Genomic DNA, 17,847 nt, shown 5'->3' with positions numbered 1-17,847 from the left:
ACGTCACTGAGCAGCACAATGCAAACTGAATACTCGGTGCCATACAGGATGGCTATCATGGTCCGCTTCGGAACTAGCTAAGTATTTTGTTTAGGGTCTACTCGGAGAGCGTGGAGCCCAGAGTAGCATCGGAATGATGGCAGCGACCCAGGGAATGATCTTCCCCCGAAAAAGTGGACGGGATTAAGCAGCTTTAGCTCCATCTGGATCGGAGGGATATATCCGATGGCGGAATGGAGCCTGGTTCGATTGTAGAAACCCTCGATGAAGGCGAGGATATCATGCTGGGCCTCTGTGCGGGTCTGGTACTGGCGATGATGGACGCGCTCGGTCCTGAGAGTGTGGAAGAAGCTCTCCATCGGGGCATTGTCGGCATGCGCTACGATGATGAGCTTGATGTCGATTGGTCCGACTGTTCCTGAGGATGCGGGCATGGCTCTGTCTGTCACCTCGCCAGGCGATATTCTGTCAGCCTGTTGTCTCCCGGCTTAGCGACCTCACCCGCTTCGACCAGCTTAGCTAACAGCCGCGCGGCGACCGTGAGGTCTTTAATCACGCCTGCACCCGACGCTTGCGATCTACATTCAGCGTGTCGAGCACCATCGTTTTTTTAACAAACTGATCTCCCCGGCCTTCTCGCCCGTATCAGACGCAATGGCTTCAGCACGCTCCGTGAATACCGCGCAACGTCGCCTGTCAAACGCCTTCCGGAACTGCCCCCTTTGCGTCACGAAGAACTGCCCCCACCATCGGATTATGATCTCGGTTGAAGGTTGTTTCCGCCGGTGACGGGCCGGAGGGAGGCGGAGCCGACCGGAGGGCCGTCACCGGCGGTCGGCGTCTTGATGAGGCCGCTTTTGCGCTTGGCGCGAAGTCGGTAGCTGTCGCCGCGGATCGTCAGCACGTGGCTGTGATGCAGGAGCCGGTCAAGGATCGCGGTGGCGACCACGGGATCGGCGAACACCGTACCCCATTCGGCAACGCTGCGGTTCGACGTGATCAGCATCGCGCCAGTTTCGTATCGCCGGCTGACCAGTTGGAAGAACAGATGGGCCGCGTCAGGTTCAAGAGGCAAGTAGCCGAGTTCGTCGACGATGAGCAGCTTTGGCTTCGACAGCGCGAGAAGTTTCTCGTCCAGGCGTCGCTCGCCGTGCGCCTTGGCAAGGCCAGCGACCAGCGTCGTCGCCGTGGTGAACTGCACCGTGTATCCGGCCAGGATCGCCTCTCGCCCGAGCGCGATCGACAAGTGCGTCTTACCTACGCCTGGCGGCCCGAGCAGCAGCACGTTTTCTCCGTTGGCTATCCAACGTGATGCGGCAAGATCACGGATCTGCTTTGGATCGATTGACGGCTGCGCCTCGAAGTCGAAGCCAGCAAGCTCCTTCACCGCCGGGAAGTGTGCGAGCTTCAGCGCCATCTCTATGCGGCGATGGTCCTTGCGTGCGATCTCGCGCTCGCACAGCAGGATCAGCGTCTCACGCGCCGACAGGTTCGCGCGCGCCGCCTCGTCGAGCAGGGTGTCGAGCTGATCGCGGATACCGGAGAGCTGCAGTCGCGCCAGCATGGCATCGAGCGGATCGGCCGTTGCTTCCATTATCTTCTTTGCCCGTGCCATCAGAAGCTTCCTCCGACCACGGCTTCGTATTCGGCAAGAGGGCGCAACAACGAGGGGGGTGAGGACGGCGCCAGCACCGCCGCCGCGATCTCAGCCCGGCGGACCGCGCCATTGCGACCAGCAACACCATCGAGATGAGCGGTGTCGATGATCCGCAGCCGGCGTCCATCCGATTGCTTGTGGATCGCAACTTGGTGCAATCCATGGCGGATCCGCACTTCCCCGGCCGCGATCGTTACCGCCACGGGCTCGCCAATCAGGCGCCACGGCACTGAGTAGCTGTTCGTGTCGATCTCGACGGCGCAATCGTGCCCGACGACGCGGGTCAGTTCACGCAACGATCCGAACGACGGTTGCCCGCTAAGCGGCTTCAACCGATGTGCCTCGTCACGCGCAAAGCGAGCAATCGGCGCCTCCCCGGTCGTGCCGTGGATACGCACGTTCGCCACCTCACGCTCCCATCCGGCCAGATGCGCCTCGAATGCCTCCCAGCTCGCGAAGGAATGCCCCGCGATCGCGTTCTTCTTCACGTAACCGACGCCATTCTCCGTCTTGCCCTTCGTCCGCGCCCGATACGGCGCGCAGGCGCGAGGACGGAAGCCCCAATGCTTCGCGAACGCGATGAGCTTGTCGTTAAATTGGACCGACCGGCTCACGGCGTCGTGGCGCACGACAAGCGCCCGGGGATTATCCATCAGCACTTCCTCCGGCACACCGCTGAAGGTCGTGAATGTGCTCTCGAGCCGGCGAACCAATGCTCTTGCCTCTCGGCCCGGAACGCACGCACATGCAGCCGCCGCGAATGCCCAAGCGTTGCCACGAACACGAATGCCTTGACTCTCGCCCCTCCGATCTCGACCAGACGCTCGCCGAAGTCGATCTGCAGCTGCCGGCCTGGCGGCGTCTCGAACCGCGTCGTCGCCAACGCCTCCGCCTTCAGCGCCTGACGATAGGGCTGCACGGCGCGTTGCAGCGTCCGCCGGCTGACTGCCACGCCTTGCTCGGCCAACAAGTCCTGGCGCACCACGTCGGCATTGCCGCGATGCCGAATGAGCCTCTCGCGCAGCCAACCCTCAAGGCCGTCGAGACGCTTCGGCCGCTCAGGCGACTTGAACGGCTTCACCCCGCCCGCCGCCACGTAGTCCTTCACCGTGTGATGACTGCAGCCCAGCTGCCGCGCAATCCGCTTCAGACCCCACCCGCACGCCCCCAGGCGCAACATCTCCGCCACGTCATCCGGCGTCTTCATCACCTGCCCCCGTGGATCAATCCACGACGAGCTTTCCGCGATTCGTTCCTCTTTCATTCACTCTCTCCTCGGCTATCCAAGGAGGGGGCAATTCCTCATGACGCCGAGGGGCGCATTGCCTCACTAAAAATGTTACCGGACAACTTTCCTGTCGTGTCTGGGGCGGAGCTGCCGAATCAGTTCGGTGGCGGGTATGGCAGGGAAGATCAGCATGCGCGCAAAGCGCGAGATCACATCAGCGCTGGTGGAGCGTTATCGGGCGAGCGGACGGCTCGAGAAGGCACGGATCCTGGACGAGCTGTGTGCCCTTACGGGATGGCATCGTAAGCACGCGATCCGAGCACTGTCGGTGGACGGGGCATCGGGATCGGCCGTGCCGCGGCGACGGGGCCGCAGTTACGGAGCTTCCATTCGCGTTGCACTGATTGTGCTCTGGGACGCCTCTGACCGGCTCTGCAGTAAGCGGCTCGTCGCGATGATCCCGTTTTTGCTTCCGGCACTTGAACGGCACGGCAGATTGAAGCTTTCTGCCGATGAGAGGTCGAAGGTTTTGAAGGTGAGCGCGGCGACGATCGATCGCCTGCTGAGCGACGTAAAGATCGCAGCAGCCGGAGGGCGCCGACGGCGGGCGGGCTTTTCTAGTGCCGTACGGCGGCAAGTCCCGGTGCGTACATTCAATGACTGGGGATCACCTCCGCCGGGGTACTGCGAAGCGGATCTGGTTGCGCACGGCGGCATGTCCGTATCTGGCGCGTTCATTCAGACGCTAACAATGGTGGATATCGCAACGGGGTGGACCGAATGCTTTCCGCTCGTCGTGCGTGAAGCAGCTCTTGTGATCGAAGCTCTCGAGCGGGCGCAGAACCTATTTCCCTGGCCCATTCGGGGGCTAGATTTTGATAACGACAGCGCCTTCATGAACGACACGGTCGTGTCGTGGTGCCGTTCTCACGATGTCGAAGTCACTCGTTCCAGGGCCTACAAGAAGAACGATCAGGCATTCGTTGAACAAAAGAACGGAGCTATCGTTCGCCGCCTGGTGGGCTACGGGCGGTTTGAAGGCATTGATGCCGCTCGCTCATTAGCTCGCCTGTTTGCTGCGGCACGGCTGCACATCAATTTCTTCCAGCCCTCGTTTAAGCTGAAGGAGAAGCACCGCGAAGGTGCCAAGATGATCAAGCGCTATCTTCCTCCCGCTACGCCGTACGAAAGAGCATTGGTCCACCCGAGGCTCAATGAGGCATTCAAAGGTCGGCTGCGGGAGATTTACCGGACGCTTGATCCGGTGGCATTGCTGGCACAAATGCGGGACGCTCAGAATGAGCTGGGTAAGCGCGTCGATCAACGGGCTGGAAAGCCAGCGATGACTGTCGCGCAGGGGCATAGCGACTTAGCGGCCTTTGCCCGAGAGCTCGGCGACGGTTGGAAACAGGGTGAGCAGCGGGGCATTCATCGTCGTCGCTATGTGCGGCGCAAGCCTGTGCCACGTCGGCCATCGATGCTCGACCCCTACATTCCCATCATCGAGGAATGGCTCGCCGCGGCTCCGCACTTGTCCGCGGTCGATCTTCTCTCCCGGCTGGAAGCGCATGCGCCCGGTCGGTTCAGCGGCCATCAGCGGCGCACGGTGCAGCGATTGGTCAAGAATTGGCGATCAAAGGCCGCTCGACAGCTCATCAGCAGCACAGAGATCACACTATCGGGCCAAGCTTCGTGCCTTAGTATTTAAATCCTGACAGGTTCTTTCGCCGAAGCACCGCAAGCCGCTCGCTCGCTACGGCGCTCTGTAGGGCGCGCTTCGCGAGCAGCTTGCTCCGACTCGCGGCAGCCGATCCAGAAAAACACCAGGGTGCGCTTCGGTAACATTGTCATCTGAGGCAATATGAGGGGGCAGTTTTCCATGGCGCGCGACATCGCCGGGAGCTTGTCGGCCGGAACATCGGTCGACGGCGGCACTTCGGCCTCTTCCGTATCATCTACAGCCAGGTCTACGGCGGGCAAATCGTCAGCCAGAACGCTCTCGTCCCCATCCTCATCACCCCCGACCGCGTGAGACTGAAGCCTGTACCTGAAGTTGACCTTGGCGGGGTTGCCAATTCGATATTTCGAACCCGCCTTAATCGTACCGAGCCCTCGGCTGTCTTTTGCAATCCTCCGAGTTCAGGGGCAGCAGCACTGAGAGAGCAGCCGATGAACCCACCCGTTTCGTAATGCCGAAGGAGGAGATCGCGTTACGGCAGCATTTGCTTGTTAGGGACAAATTCAAATTCGAACGACGCTGCATGCGCTTTTTTCAACCGGCCGGGCTCGAAGGGTGGGCCACACCGAAATCGAATGATTTTGGCGTGGACGGTTTTGCCGTCCACTCGACGGACTGGGTATCGTGCAGTGCAAGCGAAACTCGACGGAAAACAAAGTGGATCGGATCGTCCAACAGTTCAACGGGCGTCGCTGAAGAACAAAGCGCGCACCGTCGCCTCACGACATCCGCTTTCAAGGAGAACGCCATACAGTCAGCCGCTCTGACAGACCGGATCGTGCAATTGCGATGGATGATCTGGTGGGCTGGCACGTGGAACAACCGTCATTCGATTTCGGGCTGCCTGAGGAAGAAACTTCAGCTTAGTCAGGACTGCCTCGGACTGAGATGGACGGGCGACAGACATATGCGGCGAGCCGGCACAGCGAGGACAAATTGGAGCAGCATCCTTACAACTGTCTTGAGGCAATACCGGATAACGCCTTGACGATTATCGTTAGTACAGCACCGCCACCCGTGTTTTTCCCGACCCGATATGAGCCTGCTCGCGAATGATACCTGCTTCTACCATGGATCGAAGAGTAACAGCATGTCGCGACTTCTCAGCGGTATTGCTGGTACTTGGTTGCTGGAGGACTCCGACGACGCGCAAAGGCTAACGAACTGGCATCATTTCCTTACGGTCACCGACTTCTGGATGTAGAACTTATTGCAACAATACAGACGAACAACGGGAACAGAAACGAGCGCAAGGGACGCCGACATAGAGGAATTCGACCTCACAGACTTTCGGGTCTATTTGAGGCTAAGCTGCGCATAAACAAAATCGCCTTCGTCCAGTTCCTGTATTTGTCCCAGAGCTCATTGAAAGTGCTATCGAGCTCGACAACGTACTGACTCAGCGAGGTCCTCTTTGAATCCAGAAATTTTGAACTTCGGTGCGGCATCGATTTTCCACCCAGGACGCTCATGTGCCCAAGCGGGTAAGATGCGAACCTCATGATCCGCTCGTATTCCTACTAAGGCATCTTATACCGTCGTAGTCCTCGGCGAAAACGCCTCCACGACAGCTACCGTTCGGCCGTCAATCCAATCCGGTTGTCGATCAGAGCCAGTATACACCCGTTCCAACAGAGCGAATGGTTTTCGGCTTTGATGAGTAGGCTGGTGAATAGAGGGGATTGGTCGGCTGCCCGCCGCCGCTGTGACTTCCGTTGATCCGTGAACGAGCAGTTTGCGAATGCCCCTCGCGAACAGTGCGCTTTCTGTTTCGCTGCGCAAGACGGAATCTTTTTCGAGCTTTTTAACAAGATTGAGAAGACGCCGCTCGCATTCGTCGTTGCGACGGATTACTGCACATTACCTTTGGGAGTATTTCCCCGGTCCCGTTCAAGACGTCCGTGTGCAGAATCCGACAGCAAATTGCGATTAGCTGAGCTGAATTCGCAAAGAGATGATGGTCCGAACCAAGCTCGCGAGGCCTGGCATATCGATTGCTAGGACGTGCCTGCTACACCAGGCGACTGACCAGACGCAAAGGCCGAGCCAGACCCAACTTGCCGTCCAAGTCAAGTCTCTAGCATAGAAGCGGCGCTGTTTAACTGCCGCTCCGCCAACGGAGCAAGGTTATGCTGATCGACACATCCGAAATCTTCGCCTCCATTCGCATCAACAAGCAGGGAGCGCAGGAACCGCAGACCGCGGCGCGATGCGAATGGCCTGGTTGCCAGAACAAGGCTACCCACCCCGCGCCTAAGGGCCGCGGCAATGCGCGCGACTATTGGCACTTCTGCATCGGGCATGTTCGCAAATACAATCAGTCCTATAATTTTTTCTCGGGGATGGACGCCGAAGCGGTCGAGCGCTACCGGAAGGATGCGCTGACTGGCCATCGTCCGACCTGGAAGATAGGCGAGAACATCAGCGCTCGCAGAACGACTGGCAGCACTGCCGCTTTCGAGGACGACTGGCATGCCCTCTGCACGCTCGCCGAGCTGAACGGACGTGCCGGGGCCCGCCCGCGCGCGAAGCCCAAGCCCGAGGCGCGCAAGATTTTGAATGCCGAGGGCAAAGCGTTGCAGGTGATGGGCCTTAATGCCAATGCGACGCTCGGCGATATCAAGGCGAAGTACAAGGTGCTGGTTAAGCAGCACCATCCCGATGTCAATGGCGGCGATCACTCCAGGGAAACTCGCCTGGTCGAGATAATCAAGGCCTACCAGTACCTGAAGACCGTGGTGCGCGAGAGTTAGCTCGAACATCTCTCTTTGCTTCACGGCGCTTCGGAAGTGAAGGCCGGAACCACCAGAGCGTTGCTCTGGCTAGGCTGGTAGTTTGACTTTCTTGGCCGACGCGCTTTCCGCCATACATGGTGACCATCAACATGATGGACGGTTCGTGTCGTTCCGGCAGCGATTGGGAAGATTGAGTCGCGACCACCGGCGGCGGTCCATCTTTGAAGCTTCAAGAGGACTTGCGCAGGATCGATCCCTCCGTTCTTCTAGGGGGAACACGAAAGTACAAACCTTTCCCCGATACCCGTTGGCTGTATGGAAAGGGTTAGCGCGCTGCGGCGACCCGTCCGGACCTATTCGCACCGTGCTGACGGGTCAACGATCAATCATGAGAGCCCATGCATCGCAGCGTCGAGGACCGGCTTCTGACGTAGTCCCCCGGACTGCGCCACTCACCTATCTCCTGCAGATCGCTGCGAGACAGGCAAGGCAGGTGAACTTGAGCGCTTCAACGTGCATGGCGTCGATCAAGCACTCGGCTATCGCAGGCTGCTAGAGGGGCTTCCCCTTTCGTGAGTAGGTGTCTGAACGGCTCCGATTTCCTAAAAACTGTCTTCCGACACGGCGCCTAGCGATGCCGGTGAGGCGTGAGCCCGCGGCAGCGCCTATCTGCCCTCCCCGCCCCGCTGTTTATCCAAGGAGCATCGTCATTTCCTCACCGTCAGTGCTGCTTTGTGTTCCCTCCACGTCGTTCCGTTGGCAGCCAATCTGTGGCACCTCCGAAGAACACTCCCAGCGACCATCTCGCGGCTTCGCTATCGGTCAGTTGATGGGAGTGAGGTTCGCGGCCTGAGGGGTTAGCCCCGACCCCGAAAGATCTATATTCGGCATAATAGCTCGTGCTCAAAGAGTTGGTCTTGCCGGGAGCCCATTCCCGCCAGCCTTCCGCAACGACCTGCGCATCTATCTTGGTCGACAGGAGAACCACTGTAGCGTAGGCCCGCCAAGGGCGACCAAGCGCGATATTGCGCGCGCCAGGATCGGCACTTAGGCTGCAATGATCAAAAACATAGCCGCTGTCCTCATCGGGAGCTGCCTTGCTCTGGGCCGTAAAGACGACCGCTTGATTGGCGATGCCGCGCAACTCACATTGCCGGAACCAAGCCTTGGCGTTGCCAAACACGAAATCAACATGCCCTTCGATGTAGCAGTTCGAGAAGTATTGGCGTGACATTCTGCCGTTTGGACCCTTGCCAGCAAACAGCGTGTCCTGGGCGCCGAGCAGGCGGACGCGCGTAACGACGTCCTTGTCTCCGGTAAGGGATAGTGCAACCGCTTGCGAAGGTGGATTGGCCGGATTGAGGGCGTAGTCGTTCTGGATGGACAGATTGTCGAGCCGGAAGTCATCGCCAGTGGCACTCAACGTCGCCGAGAGGAGGGTTCCTCCTACATTGATGGCACCGTCCCCATACACAATGACGGTATCCCCCGGATTGCTACCAGTCCCTGAGAGATGAACGCCGGATTTGGAGATTTTGACCTTCTCACGATAGATGCCCGGCCTGATCAGGACATCTCCGCCTTCCGCCGGCAAAGCATCGATGGCTTGCTGTACGGAATGATAATCTGCATTTTCGGCATGCGACACCAACAGTGGCTGAGCGTACGCCGGAGGGATGCACAAACATCCCGCCAGAACTACAGCGCGGCGAACGAAAATTCCCATGTGATCTTACACTTCGTTCAATCAGCGGCACCTTGGGCGCAGTTGGTAGAGCGTGTCTCAGCGGGACAGCCGCCGCGCCAAGCCCCACACATTTTCGCGCGAAATCAGCCCCGCCAACGTCAGCTTCGCATTCCGAGGTTGGCAAGCCGCCGGACGATCGTAACGAAGTCAGGACAACGGGCTCACTTGCGTCAACACCGGCCGCTTTGGACCATGCGTAACTCACCACCCGAGATCGCCGGCGGATGTCGTGCTTACCGTTTGCCATCGCGGAATGCCCCGGAACAAACCTCCGACCCGCGCAGCAGTGGTCCTGCGGCTCGCCCCGGCAGCGGCGGCGATACGTCGGAATGATCTGCGGTGACTTTCGCGTGCTCGATTTGCCAAGTCGCGGTCCTGGAAAATCGGACATCTTCGAGTGTCACGTCAAATGCGTGCGCCTCGTCTAGGCCGCGCATCAGCAACACACCAGAGTCACCATGCACATGACGGAGAACGATTTGCCGATAGACCGGAATCTTAGTGCCTTGAGCGCGCGGATCATATTTTGCGTCGAAAGACAAGGGCCACCGGTTGCCCCGCAGGCACACGTACTCATACGTCACACCTTCGACCAGACCGCCTCGACTAACATCGCTCTTGATGCGCAGACCCGACGTCGTGCCATCCAACGTCAGATTACGCACCAATATGTCTCTGGCACCGGAATTCACCTCACTGCCAATCGACATGCCGTGCCCCGAGCCGAAATAATTATCGATTATCGAGATATGGCTGCTTGAACCACTGTCGCCGGCCTTGATTGCGACGTTGTCGTCTCCCGTGCGGATCAAGCTGTGGGTGATGGTCACATCCTGACTCGCGCCAACGTCGATGCCGTCGGTGTTGCGGGCATCCGCGGGCGTATCGATCGTGAGGCCCCAAAATGTGGCACCTTCGCCCCGGTTCATCGCGATATGAAAATTGGGAGCGTTGCGCAAGGTGACACCAGAGAACGTGATGTTCTGCGCATGATCGATCTGGATCAAGCGCGGGGCGTTCTGGTTGCCGCCTTCGGCTTGGGCGCGCCGGGCAAGCTGCCACCATGTTTCCGCGCTGCCAGCAATCAATGCGCCGCCCTGACCATCGATGATGCCCTCTCCGTAGATGCCGCCGCCTCGCGTCTTAGAAAAGCTGATGAATGGCCGGCAGCCATCGCCCTTCTCCGCAATGCGCCCACATTGTCCGAAACCCTTGTCGTAAGCAGCAGGCTCTGCGATGGCGATCAGCCTCGCACCACGTCCGACCCATAAGGTCACGCCCGACTTCATCTCGAGTGGGCCCGAGCGGAATTCGCCACGCGCTAAATACACGGCGGCTCCGGAGGGGCATTGATCGATAGCATCTTGCAACATGGCCGTATCTTGCTTGCCAGACGGCACGGGGCGGTCGCACACCGTAAGAGGTGCAACAGGTTCACTGATAATCCGCCGGTCTTGCGCTTTCGCGGCTGGGAAGCCAAGTAACGAGGTGAGTACGGACAATAGGGCCAAATTGCAAAAACGCTTCGTCATCAATCTCCTCGTGTTTTGTCACGCGCATCTCTGCCCGTTGCTGTCAATTGCCGAGCGCTAGCTTGATCGAGCCGCGCCGCGCGCTACTGGCCCGTGCAAGATGACGTTTATAAGACGCAGCATTGGCCGGGCGGCGAATGCCAAACGGTATCACTCTGCATTGACGCAATAACGTGGTTTTGTGAGATGCCTCGTGCTCTCAACCGCTTCGTTAAACAGTCAGCAGAACCTGGATGCCGGGGACAAGCCCGGGCATGACGCTTCAACTCAAACCGCATCGGCCCGCAGCAGCGTATCCACCGTGATCGTGCCCCTCGCCCGCGAGACGCAGGTGCAGATCTTCGCGTTGCTTTGCTTCTGGTGATCGCTGAAAAAGACGTCGCGATGGTCGATCTCGCCGTCGAAGGCGACGACGTCGATGCGCATAGGCCGCATTCGCCGCGCTTGCAGTCGGATATCACCTCAAAGCCGCTGGCGTTGAGAACGTCGAGCATCGAACGCTCGCGCGGAATCTCGAGCTCTACATCGGTGTCCTTCAGGCGCACGCGAAAGGCCTCGGTCGGCAGCGAGCCGCTGGAGCCGAAGGTCTCGTAGCGCAGATCTGACAGCGGATGGCCGGCGCCGATCCAGGCGTGGCGGGCGGCATCGAGCATGCGCATCGGGCCGCAGAACAGCGCAAGCGTGCCCTTCGGCAGCGAGGCGAACAGCGCCTCGAGATCGAGCCGCTTGCCTTCGTCGCTGGCATGGACGACCAGCCGATCACCCAGCAGGCTTGCGAGGTCATCGAGATAGGCGCCATCCGCACGCCCGCGCACGGCATAGTGCAGCGCGACCTTCGATCCACGGCGCGCCAGCGCCTGCGCAGCGCCGAGGATCGGGGTGATGCCGATGCCGCCGGCGATCAGGCAATAGTTTTCGCGCTCCCAGTCGACCGCGACGAGCGACGCCGGCCGCGTGATGTCGAGCCGCGCGCCCGGCGCCAGCTGCCACATGTAGCGCGAGCCGCCACGGGAATCCTCGGCGCGGCGCACCGCGATCCTGTAGCCTTGCGGGCTCGCTTCACCGACCAGTGAATAGGACCGCGTCTCCGGCTGGCCGTGGATGGTGACGCTGACACTGATGTGGCTGCCGACCGGATAGGCGGCGCCATCAAACTGGTCGGGCCTGATCAGGAATTCGCGGATGCCGGGCGACAGATCGCGCGTCGAGACCAGCGTTGCGGGAATCCAGGTTTCGATGAAGCGCATGGTGCCCTCAATCGGTTGTGGTCTTGATCAGCGCGAGCGCCGGCAAGAGGTCGAGATGGGTGCGATTGCGCAGTGCGAGGCGGAGATTGCGCACCGCAAGCCGGGCGTGCTCGCGCATGATCGCTTCGGCCCGCGCACCCTCACGGTTCTCAGAGCGATCCGGACAACATCTGGTCGCGCAGCGCGAGCTGCGCCTTCACGGTCTGCGAGACGGAGCGGTCGACCTCGGCCATGCCCTACTCCGCGGCCTGCAGATGCTGCGGTCCGTTTTCCTTCGCCACCATCTTGTCGATCAGCTTGCGCATCCACATCGCGCCGGCATCGATGTTGAGATTGTAGAAGATGCGATCCGGGTTCTCGTCCATGGCGCGCTGCTGCGCCTCGAGGATCAGCTCGTCCTCGCGGAAGATGCTGGAGACGCCTTCGCGGAGCTCGGTGGTGAGGCGCTGTTCGCCGAGCCGGTAATTGCGGACGAAGGCCCAGAAATAATGGCAGGTCTTCTCTGTCTCGGGCGTGATGGTGTTCAGCACGAAGCCGTTGACGCCCTGCGAGCGGTCGCCCTCGGGCGCGCCGGTACCTGCCGGCGCGACGCCGACGTCGATGGCGATGGTACAGGGCGCCTCGAAACGGATGATCTGCCAGCGGTCGACCAGACCAGGCTTGCCGAGCTGCTTGGCCCAGAACGGCGGCGCCTCGATGCCGCGCATCCAGCGCGTCACGGTGACCGTCTTCTCGCCATGGGTGACGTCGAACGGCGCTTCGGCCACGGCGTCGTTTCCAATCGAGGAGCCGTGCACGAAGGTCTCGTGGGTGAGGTCCATGAGATTGTCGAGCACGAGACGGTAGTCGCAGTTCACGCGGATGGTCTTGCCGTCGCCGGCCCAGGCTGGATCGTGATTCCAGTGCATGTCGGGCACCAGCGCGGGATCAGCCAGCGCAGGATCGCCCATCCAGAGCCAGATGTAGCGGTGACGCTCGACCACGGGATAGGCGCGGACGCAGGCCGACGGGTTGATGGTCTCCTGCGATGGCATGAAGGTGCAGCGCCCCTGCGCATTGTATTTCAGGCCGTGATAGCCGCAGACGACGGTGTCGCCTTCGAGCCGGCCCTTCGACAACGGCACCAGGCGATGCCAGCAGGCATCCTCCAGCGCAGTCACCGAGCCATCGGCCTTCCGATACATCACGACATGCTTGCCACAGATCGTCCGGGGCAACAGCGCCGGCTTCACCTCGGCATCCCACGCGGCGGCGTACCAGGCGTTCATGGGGAAGGGTTTCGTCATGGGCGATCTCCCAAGGCTTAGGGACACCTTATGTTCAGCCAGGTTCGGCTGCTGATCGACTAAGAAGCGCCCTGTACCAATGGCGGAGCCGCTGCATTTGGATACGTCGAAATTGTGCGAGTCCACGGCAACCTCTCGTCCGGGGGGCAGTTGATTATTCGGTATTCGGTCCAGCTTTCGAGAAGCTGACGAGGTTACAGCCGGGGCCTACCGTAAGGCATCAGGCAGAGCATTGCCCGGGGCGAATGTAGCGTAAGTGACTGCCGTTTTCCGGCTTCTTCCGAACCACATTTTGCGGGACATAGTCAGCCAGTTCGCGTTATCGTCGATGCGAATTTCCGGATCTGGCCCTTTATCCGCAGTCACAAGTACCAGAGCCGTCGCAGGCCTAGCGCCGAGGCTATTGTGGAGTGTCACGATGTTGACGCGCGCCCAGAAAGGTCTGCCAGGCAGTTTTGACGCGTAGATGACGTACTAAACAACCGAGCTGGCCCTGAGCCAAACCTAAAGAGTTGTTGACATTCATTCAGGACATCTGCGCCAACAGCCGCCAGACGGGAAGCTAGGCTCAAAACTGCAGTGTGGGCTCCCTGATGTGATGTTACTCCGCACCCATCCGCAGGCCAACGCACCACAATCGCCAAAACGCCCATAATGTTGGGAGGCCGCCATTGCGAGCGCCCGGATCGAAAGCGATGCGTCTCAGTTTGTCGGTGGCGAAACCTGCTGCCGTAAACGTGTGTCCCGCTTTTAACGGTCCCATAATCGACTGGAAAACGCCACGGGACCCTCCTCGTCGATGGGATTATCGACGGTTCGCGATTCGGGCGATCGCGCTCTACGTGTTGGATCGGTTGCCGCAGGGTCCCGGCGGCGTTCATCAAGCGACGATGGGATTGCTCGACGCTCAAGCCTCCGTTCCAACTCCTCCAATCCTGCCTTACATTCGGCGACAACCGATTGGGCACGAAGCAGCTCGACCTTGAGCTCGTCCATTTGCCTGGTTATTTTCTCAGGATCCCAGTCGTCCTGCATCAGCTCATCACCATCTGCAAACACCGATGCTAGCCCGGTGGCCTAGCTGCAAGACCCCGCTCGGCATCTCACCGCTTCCAGCGCCTGAGGCGCAGCTTAAAAGTGACACAAACGATTGTTCCAAAGCATAACGTCATATTATCTGGACCGACATTCGCCGCGACTCTGTTAGAGGCCCGGAATTTTGGCCGCCAAAGCAACGCGCGATCTCAAGATGATTGAGTTCGCGCTGAGTTGCATCAAGAGACCGGCGCCTGATGAAGTCGTAACAGTTCATTTCAAGACTCGGGTCGCGTGCTGGATGAGCATCATGAACACAAGTGGTGTCGTCACCGATTCAAGCAACCGGCATGCCATGCATTCGAGCATTTTCATACGGTACAAAGCTCAGCATTCCCGCACCATCTCGTCACCGGCGCCCCATTTGTTGCGCCTGAAACAACTAATGTCTTGAGCAAGACAGTGACGGTGCCAACCGCGACAACCTAACAGCACTCCCTACGACGGCCCCCAATCAAAAGGACGAACACTTTGCCGATTTAGGCCAGCATCATCTCACCATTTTGCGCAGCGCGTCACGGTACGAGATCTAGTGAACGCGGCTGCGACGACAAGATCGCATCGGAGTGGATAGCTGAAGCGCGTGTAATCTGAGCAGCTTGTTAAATGAGCTGGATAGCAGATAACGCACGGCATCGCAGCCTTCGTGGACCGGTGAGAAAGGGTAGTTGGCCATCAAGGTACCGACGAACCGGACGCATTTGCACAGACCGCAACTCCGATCGCACTCACGTCGCTTGGACAGATCGCCATGAGGGACACGCCTGGACGACGAGGCGCTGGGTTCATGTGTCCTGGGGGTCGCGGATCATAGTCTTATCGCTGCCGCGCGAGCGTGTTTTGCTTGCGCTCTGCCACGGGCACACGCGTCCGTCTGGCGTAAAAAACTGTCCTGAACATTTTTGCGTGCCGCTCTCGTCAGCTTAACCGGTGAATGCGCGCTCCATCCGAGCGTGATCTCCTCATTGAGGAACACGAAAACACCCCGCCTTGTCGTAACGATCATAGGCCAGCGTTTTGCTTCCAGCCAATCGATTCCGGCGTCAGCCGAACCGCGCATTTCCTCGTCAACAATATGGTTGACCGCCTGTTGCACTTGCCTCGCCGATGGAGCCGCGCCTGCCCGGCTATCTGTCCCGCCGATTGGTCAGCTTCCAGAAAGCTGGGCCTGCCAACCTGATCGTGAAGATATCTCGGCCGATCCGCGCAGCGTCAAGCGGAAACATCGTCAAACGGAGATACGAAATGGTTCGAATCCATGACGCGCTCGACACCGGAACTTCAGGCGCTTCGCAGCAAGATGAAGCTGGAGGCGAGACTGCCTTCGACATGCACCTGGACAGCGTGCCGCTGGAGCAAGGGAAACACGTAGAAGCTGGACCTTCCACTGCCGTTGCCTCAAGCGACCCGAAGGACGGCCTCGCCCCGGTAGACCAGCGGCGCGATATGAAGCTCGTCGTCATCTCGAACCGGGTTGCCCCCTTCGACCCCAATAAGCCTCAGACCGGCGGGCTTGCGGCCGGCCTGGAACCGGTCGTTGAACGTTCCGGTGCACTCTGGGTGGGCTCCTCGGATACCCGCGGAGATGGGACCGACCAGCCCTTGCCGCTGGTGAAGACCGGTGCAGGCGACGTGGCGAGGCTAAACCTGCCAGAGGCAGACTATCCCGGCTATTATCGAGGTTTTTCCAATTCGACACTGTGGCCTGCAATGCATTCCCTGTCCGAACGGATGTCGGGCTCCGAAGGCGATTATGACAGCTATCGAAACGTTAACGCCTTCATAGCGCGAGCCGCCTTTGACGTCCGGGATCGAGACGTATTCTGGGTACATGACTATCATTTGCTTCCGCTCGCGGCTGAGCTGCATAGGCTCGGCATTGATCGGCCGACCGGCTTTTTCCTGCACACGCCTTGGCCGGCGCCCGACTTGATCGAGCACGTACCTCACCATCGCGAGCTTATGAAGTCGATGCTCGAGTACGATCTGCTCGGCTTTCAGACAAACCGGGATCTCAACAATTTCCTCGCCTGCCTTCGGGTCTATTTCGGGCTGGAGAGCAAGGGTGGCACCGTGACAACGGACCGTGGCCAGACCCGGTTGCAAAAATTCCCGATCGGCATCGATCCCAACCAGTTCGCAAAGTATCTTGCGGCAGAGCTTTCGGCCTCAGAGGAAGAAAAACTCTCGTCATTATTGCAGAAATTCGAGGCCGCAAAGTTTGCGATCGGCGTCGACCGGCTCGACTACACGAAGGGTATCGATAAGAGGGTCGAAGCGTTCAACCACCTTTTAGCCGCGGAGCCTGGCAGCATCTCGTTGCTGCAGATCGCGCCGTCCTCTCGTGCGGACGTTGGCGAATATCAGAAGTACAAGGAGGACGTGGAGAATGCGATCAGCCAAGTCAATGCTGAGCATGGCACGGACGAGTGGAAGGCGATCCACTACACGAGCGACTCGTTCAGCCAGGCTGCACTCGCCCGTCTTTACCGCGCCGCAAATATAGGTCTCGTCACGCCGCTGCGCGACGGCATGAATCTCGTGGCGAAAGAATATGTCGCGGCCCAAGACCCAAATGATCCCGGTGTTCTGGTCTTATCGAAGTTTGCCGGGGCGGCTGAAGATTTGAACGAAGACGAGGCGCTGCTGATCGATCCAAATAATCCCGAAGAGATTGCAGACGCTATTTCGAAAGCGACCAACATGCCGCTGGAGGAGCGTGTCAGGCGCTGGCGGTCGATGATGGATAAGATTGAATCCTATACCATCCACGACTGGTCGGCGGACTACCTCCGGGAGCTGGACAAAAGCCGCATCACTGTTCCGGCTGATCAGTTCCACCATCTCGGTCTCGGCTGGACCAACGAGGCCCAAATGCCGCTCTATCAAACTTATGCAGCGGCGCTGGCCGTCTATAATGAGGTCGAGCCCACGGCTACCGCCTTGAAGGAGGCCGCCTATGCAGACGTGAAATCGGCCTTTGAGGCTTTAGCGGTCCCGCTGACGCACACACAGGACAGCCTCTGGGATTTGCCGGCGCAGACAGCTCCACGCGACGGTGCTCGTGAGAAACGGCTCGACCTCATGAGGATTGACCGGGCAAACCGCATGACATGGCGGGTGACCGGTCCTTAGCAACAAAAGAGCAATCTGCGGCTTTCTCGTTGAGGCATGCGGGCGTGTCGCGTCCGCATGGTGAACGGATGTGCGGGGCCATATAAATGGGTCAAAGGACACATAAGTCTGTCGGGCTCTTCAGCCCCAAATCTTACAAAATCGCGCCTCAACAGAAGAGGTTCGACATGAAAATCGAAGATCTGCACCCGTCCGCTGGCCTGCCGAGCACAACAAGCGTCCAGCGATCCTCGCGCTCGCGCACTTTGCGCGAGCCGACATGGCGCTGGGTCACGCCGGAGCCGGGCACGAGTTCAAAGACGTTCACAAAGAGCTGGTGAGAGGATTCAGCCGGAACAAAGCTGCTCCCAGATCCGCTCTTCTTCATGTCTGTATGAAGCCCGAGTGCGTTTCCGCCTTGAAGGTGACCAGTTCATGGCTAAGGGCGCGAATGTCGTGGTGGTGTCC

Annotated in this window: 9 protein-coding genes and 4 pseudogenes; 3 read left to right on the top strand and 10 right to left on the bottom strand. The window is 59.5% G+C overall.

Going from position 1 to position 17,847, the window contains the following annotated elements; genetic code table 11:
- Positions 1 to 197: 197 nt before the first annotated feature.
- The 3 genes and pseudogenes from ACVW16_RS25000 to istA all read right to left on the bottom strand — a co-directional run.
- Positions 198 to 371, bottom strand: a pseudogene (locus ACVW16_RS25000) (IS3 family transposase); the annotation flags it as partial.
- A 383-nt stretch (positions 372 to 754) separates the two neighbouring features.
- Positions 755 to 1,615: an IS21-like element helper ATPase IstB gene (gene istB, locus ACVW16_RS24995; RefSeq protein WP_456701697.1), complete on the bottom strand. Its 861-nt coding sequence runs from the start codon at positions 1,613 to 1,615 to the stop codon at positions 755 to 757.
- Positions 1,615 to 2,921: pseudogene (gene istA, locus ACVW16_RS24990) on the bottom strand (IS21 family transposase). The gene istB and the pseudogene istA overlap by 1 nt, the downstream one beginning before the upstream one ends.
- A gap of 136 nt (positions 2,922 to 3,057) precedes the next feature.
- On the opposite strand from istA, the gene ACVW16_RS24985 reads away from it, so the two are divergent.
- Positions 3,058 to 4,593 (top strand): DDE-type integrase/transposase/recombinase, encoded by a 1,536-nt coding sequence (locus tag ACVW16_RS24985; protein WP_456701696.1) that lies wholly within the window; start codon positions 3,058 to 3,060, stop codon positions 4,591 to 4,593.
- A 2,159-nt stretch (positions 4,594 to 6,752) separates the two neighbouring features.
- Positions 6,753 to 7,376, top strand: coding sequence for a J domain-containing protein (locus ACVW16_RS24980; protein ID WP_456701695.1), 624 nt, complete (start codon positions 6,753 to 6,755; stop codon positions 7,374 to 7,376).
- Between the two features lie 703 nt (positions 7,377 to 8,079).
- Here ACVW16_RS24980 and ACVW16_RS24975 read toward each other — a convergent pair.
- The 6 genes and pseudogenes from ACVW16_RS24975 to ACVW16_RS24950 all read right to left on the bottom strand — a co-directional run bounded on the left by ACVW16_RS24975 (position 8,080) and on the right by ACVW16_RS24950 (position 15,361).
- Positions 8,080 to 9,084, bottom strand: coding sequence for a pectinesterase family protein (locus ACVW16_RS24975; RefSeq protein WP_456701694.1), 1,005 nt, complete (start codon positions 9,082 to 9,084; stop codon positions 8,080 to 8,082).
- A gap of 254 nt (positions 9,085 to 9,338) precedes the next feature.
- Complete coding sequence (locus tag ACVW16_RS24970) at positions 9,339 to 10,637, bottom strand: glycoside hydrolase family 28 protein (protein WP_456701693.1); 1,299 nt, start codon at positions 10,635 to 10,637, stop codon at positions 9,339 to 9,341.
- A gap of 267 nt (positions 10,638 to 10,904) precedes the next feature.
- Positions 10,905 to 11,884, bottom strand: a pseudogene (locus tag ACVW16_RS24965) (PDR/VanB family oxidoreductase).
- Positions 11,885 to 11,891: 7 nt separating this feature from the next.
- Positions 11,892 to 12,044: pseudogene (locus ACVW16_RS24960) on the bottom strand (GntR family transcriptional regulator); the annotation flags it as partial.
- Between the two features lie 76 nt (positions 12,045 to 12,120).
- Positions 12,121 to 13,170 (bottom strand): aromatic ring-hydroxylating dioxygenase subunit alpha, encoded by a 1,050-nt coding sequence (locus ACVW16_RS24955; protein ID WP_456701692.1) that lies wholly within the window; start codon positions 13,168 to 13,170, stop codon positions 12,121 to 12,123.
- 1,903 nt (positions 13,171 to 15,073) lie between these two features.
- The gene (locus tag ACVW16_RS24950; RefSeq protein WP_456701691.1) at positions 15,074 to 15,361 is read right to left on the bottom strand and encodes a hypothetical protein; all 288 of its coding nucleotides are present in this window, start codon (positions 15,359 to 15,361) and stop codon (positions 15,074 to 15,076) included.
- A gap of 11 nt (positions 15,362 to 15,372) precedes the next feature.
- On the opposite strand from ACVW16_RS24950, the gene ACVW16_RS24945 reads away from it, so the two are divergent.
- A complete protein-coding gene (locus tag ACVW16_RS24945) occupies positions 15,373 to 17,400 on the top strand; it encodes an alpha,alpha-trehalose-phosphate synthase (UDP-forming) (protein WP_456701690.1) in 2,028 nt (675 codons plus the stop codon).
- 148 nt (positions 17,401 to 17,548) lie between these two features.
- On the opposite strand, the gene ACVW16_RS24940 is transcribed toward ACVW16_RS24945, so the two are convergent.
- Positions 17,549 to 17,767, bottom strand: a complete 219-nt coding sequence (locus ACVW16_RS24940; RefSeq protein WP_456701689.1) for a hypothetical protein — start codon at positions 17,765 to 17,767, stop codon at positions 17,549 to 17,551.
- Positions 17,768 to 17,847 lie beyond the last annotated feature (80 nt).

The organism is Bradyrhizobium sp. USDA 4474, from assembly GCF_054057515.1.
This window is presented reverse-complemented; position numbering and strand designations above follow the sequence as displayed.

Coding starts and splice junctions, on each gene's coding strand:
- ACVW16_RS24980 (WP_456701695.1), top strand. CDS start 6,753: ATGCTGATCGACACATCCGAAATCTTCGCCTCCATTCGCATCAACAAG.
- ACVW16_RS24940 (WP_456701689.1), bottom strand. CDS start 17,767: ATGAAGAAGAGCGGATCTGGGAGCAGCTTTGTTCCGGCTGAATCCTCT.
- ACVW16_RS24945 (WP_456701690.1), top strand. CDS start 15,373: ATGGAGCCGCGCCTGCCCGGCTATCTGTCCCGCCGATTGGTCAGCTTC.
- ACVW16_RS24975 (WP_456701694.1), bottom strand. CDS start 9,084: ATGGGAATTTTCGTTCGCCGCGCTGTAGTTCTGGCGGGATGTTTGTGC.
- ACVW16_RS24985 (WP_456701696.1), top strand. CDS start 3,058: ATGGCAGGGAAGATCAGCATGCGCGCAAAGCGCGAGATCACATCAGCG.
- ACVW16_RS24970 (WP_456701693.1), bottom strand. CDS start 10,637: ATGACGAAGCGTTTTTGCAATTTGGCCCTATTGTCCGTACTCACCTCG.
- ACVW16_RS24955 (WP_456701692.1), bottom strand. CDS start 13,170: ATGACGAAACCCTTCCCCATGAACGCCTGGTACGCCGCCGCGTGGGAT.
- istB (WP_456701697.1), bottom strand. CDS start 1,615: ATGGCACGGGCAAAGAAGATAATGGAAGCAACGGCCGATCCGCTCGAT.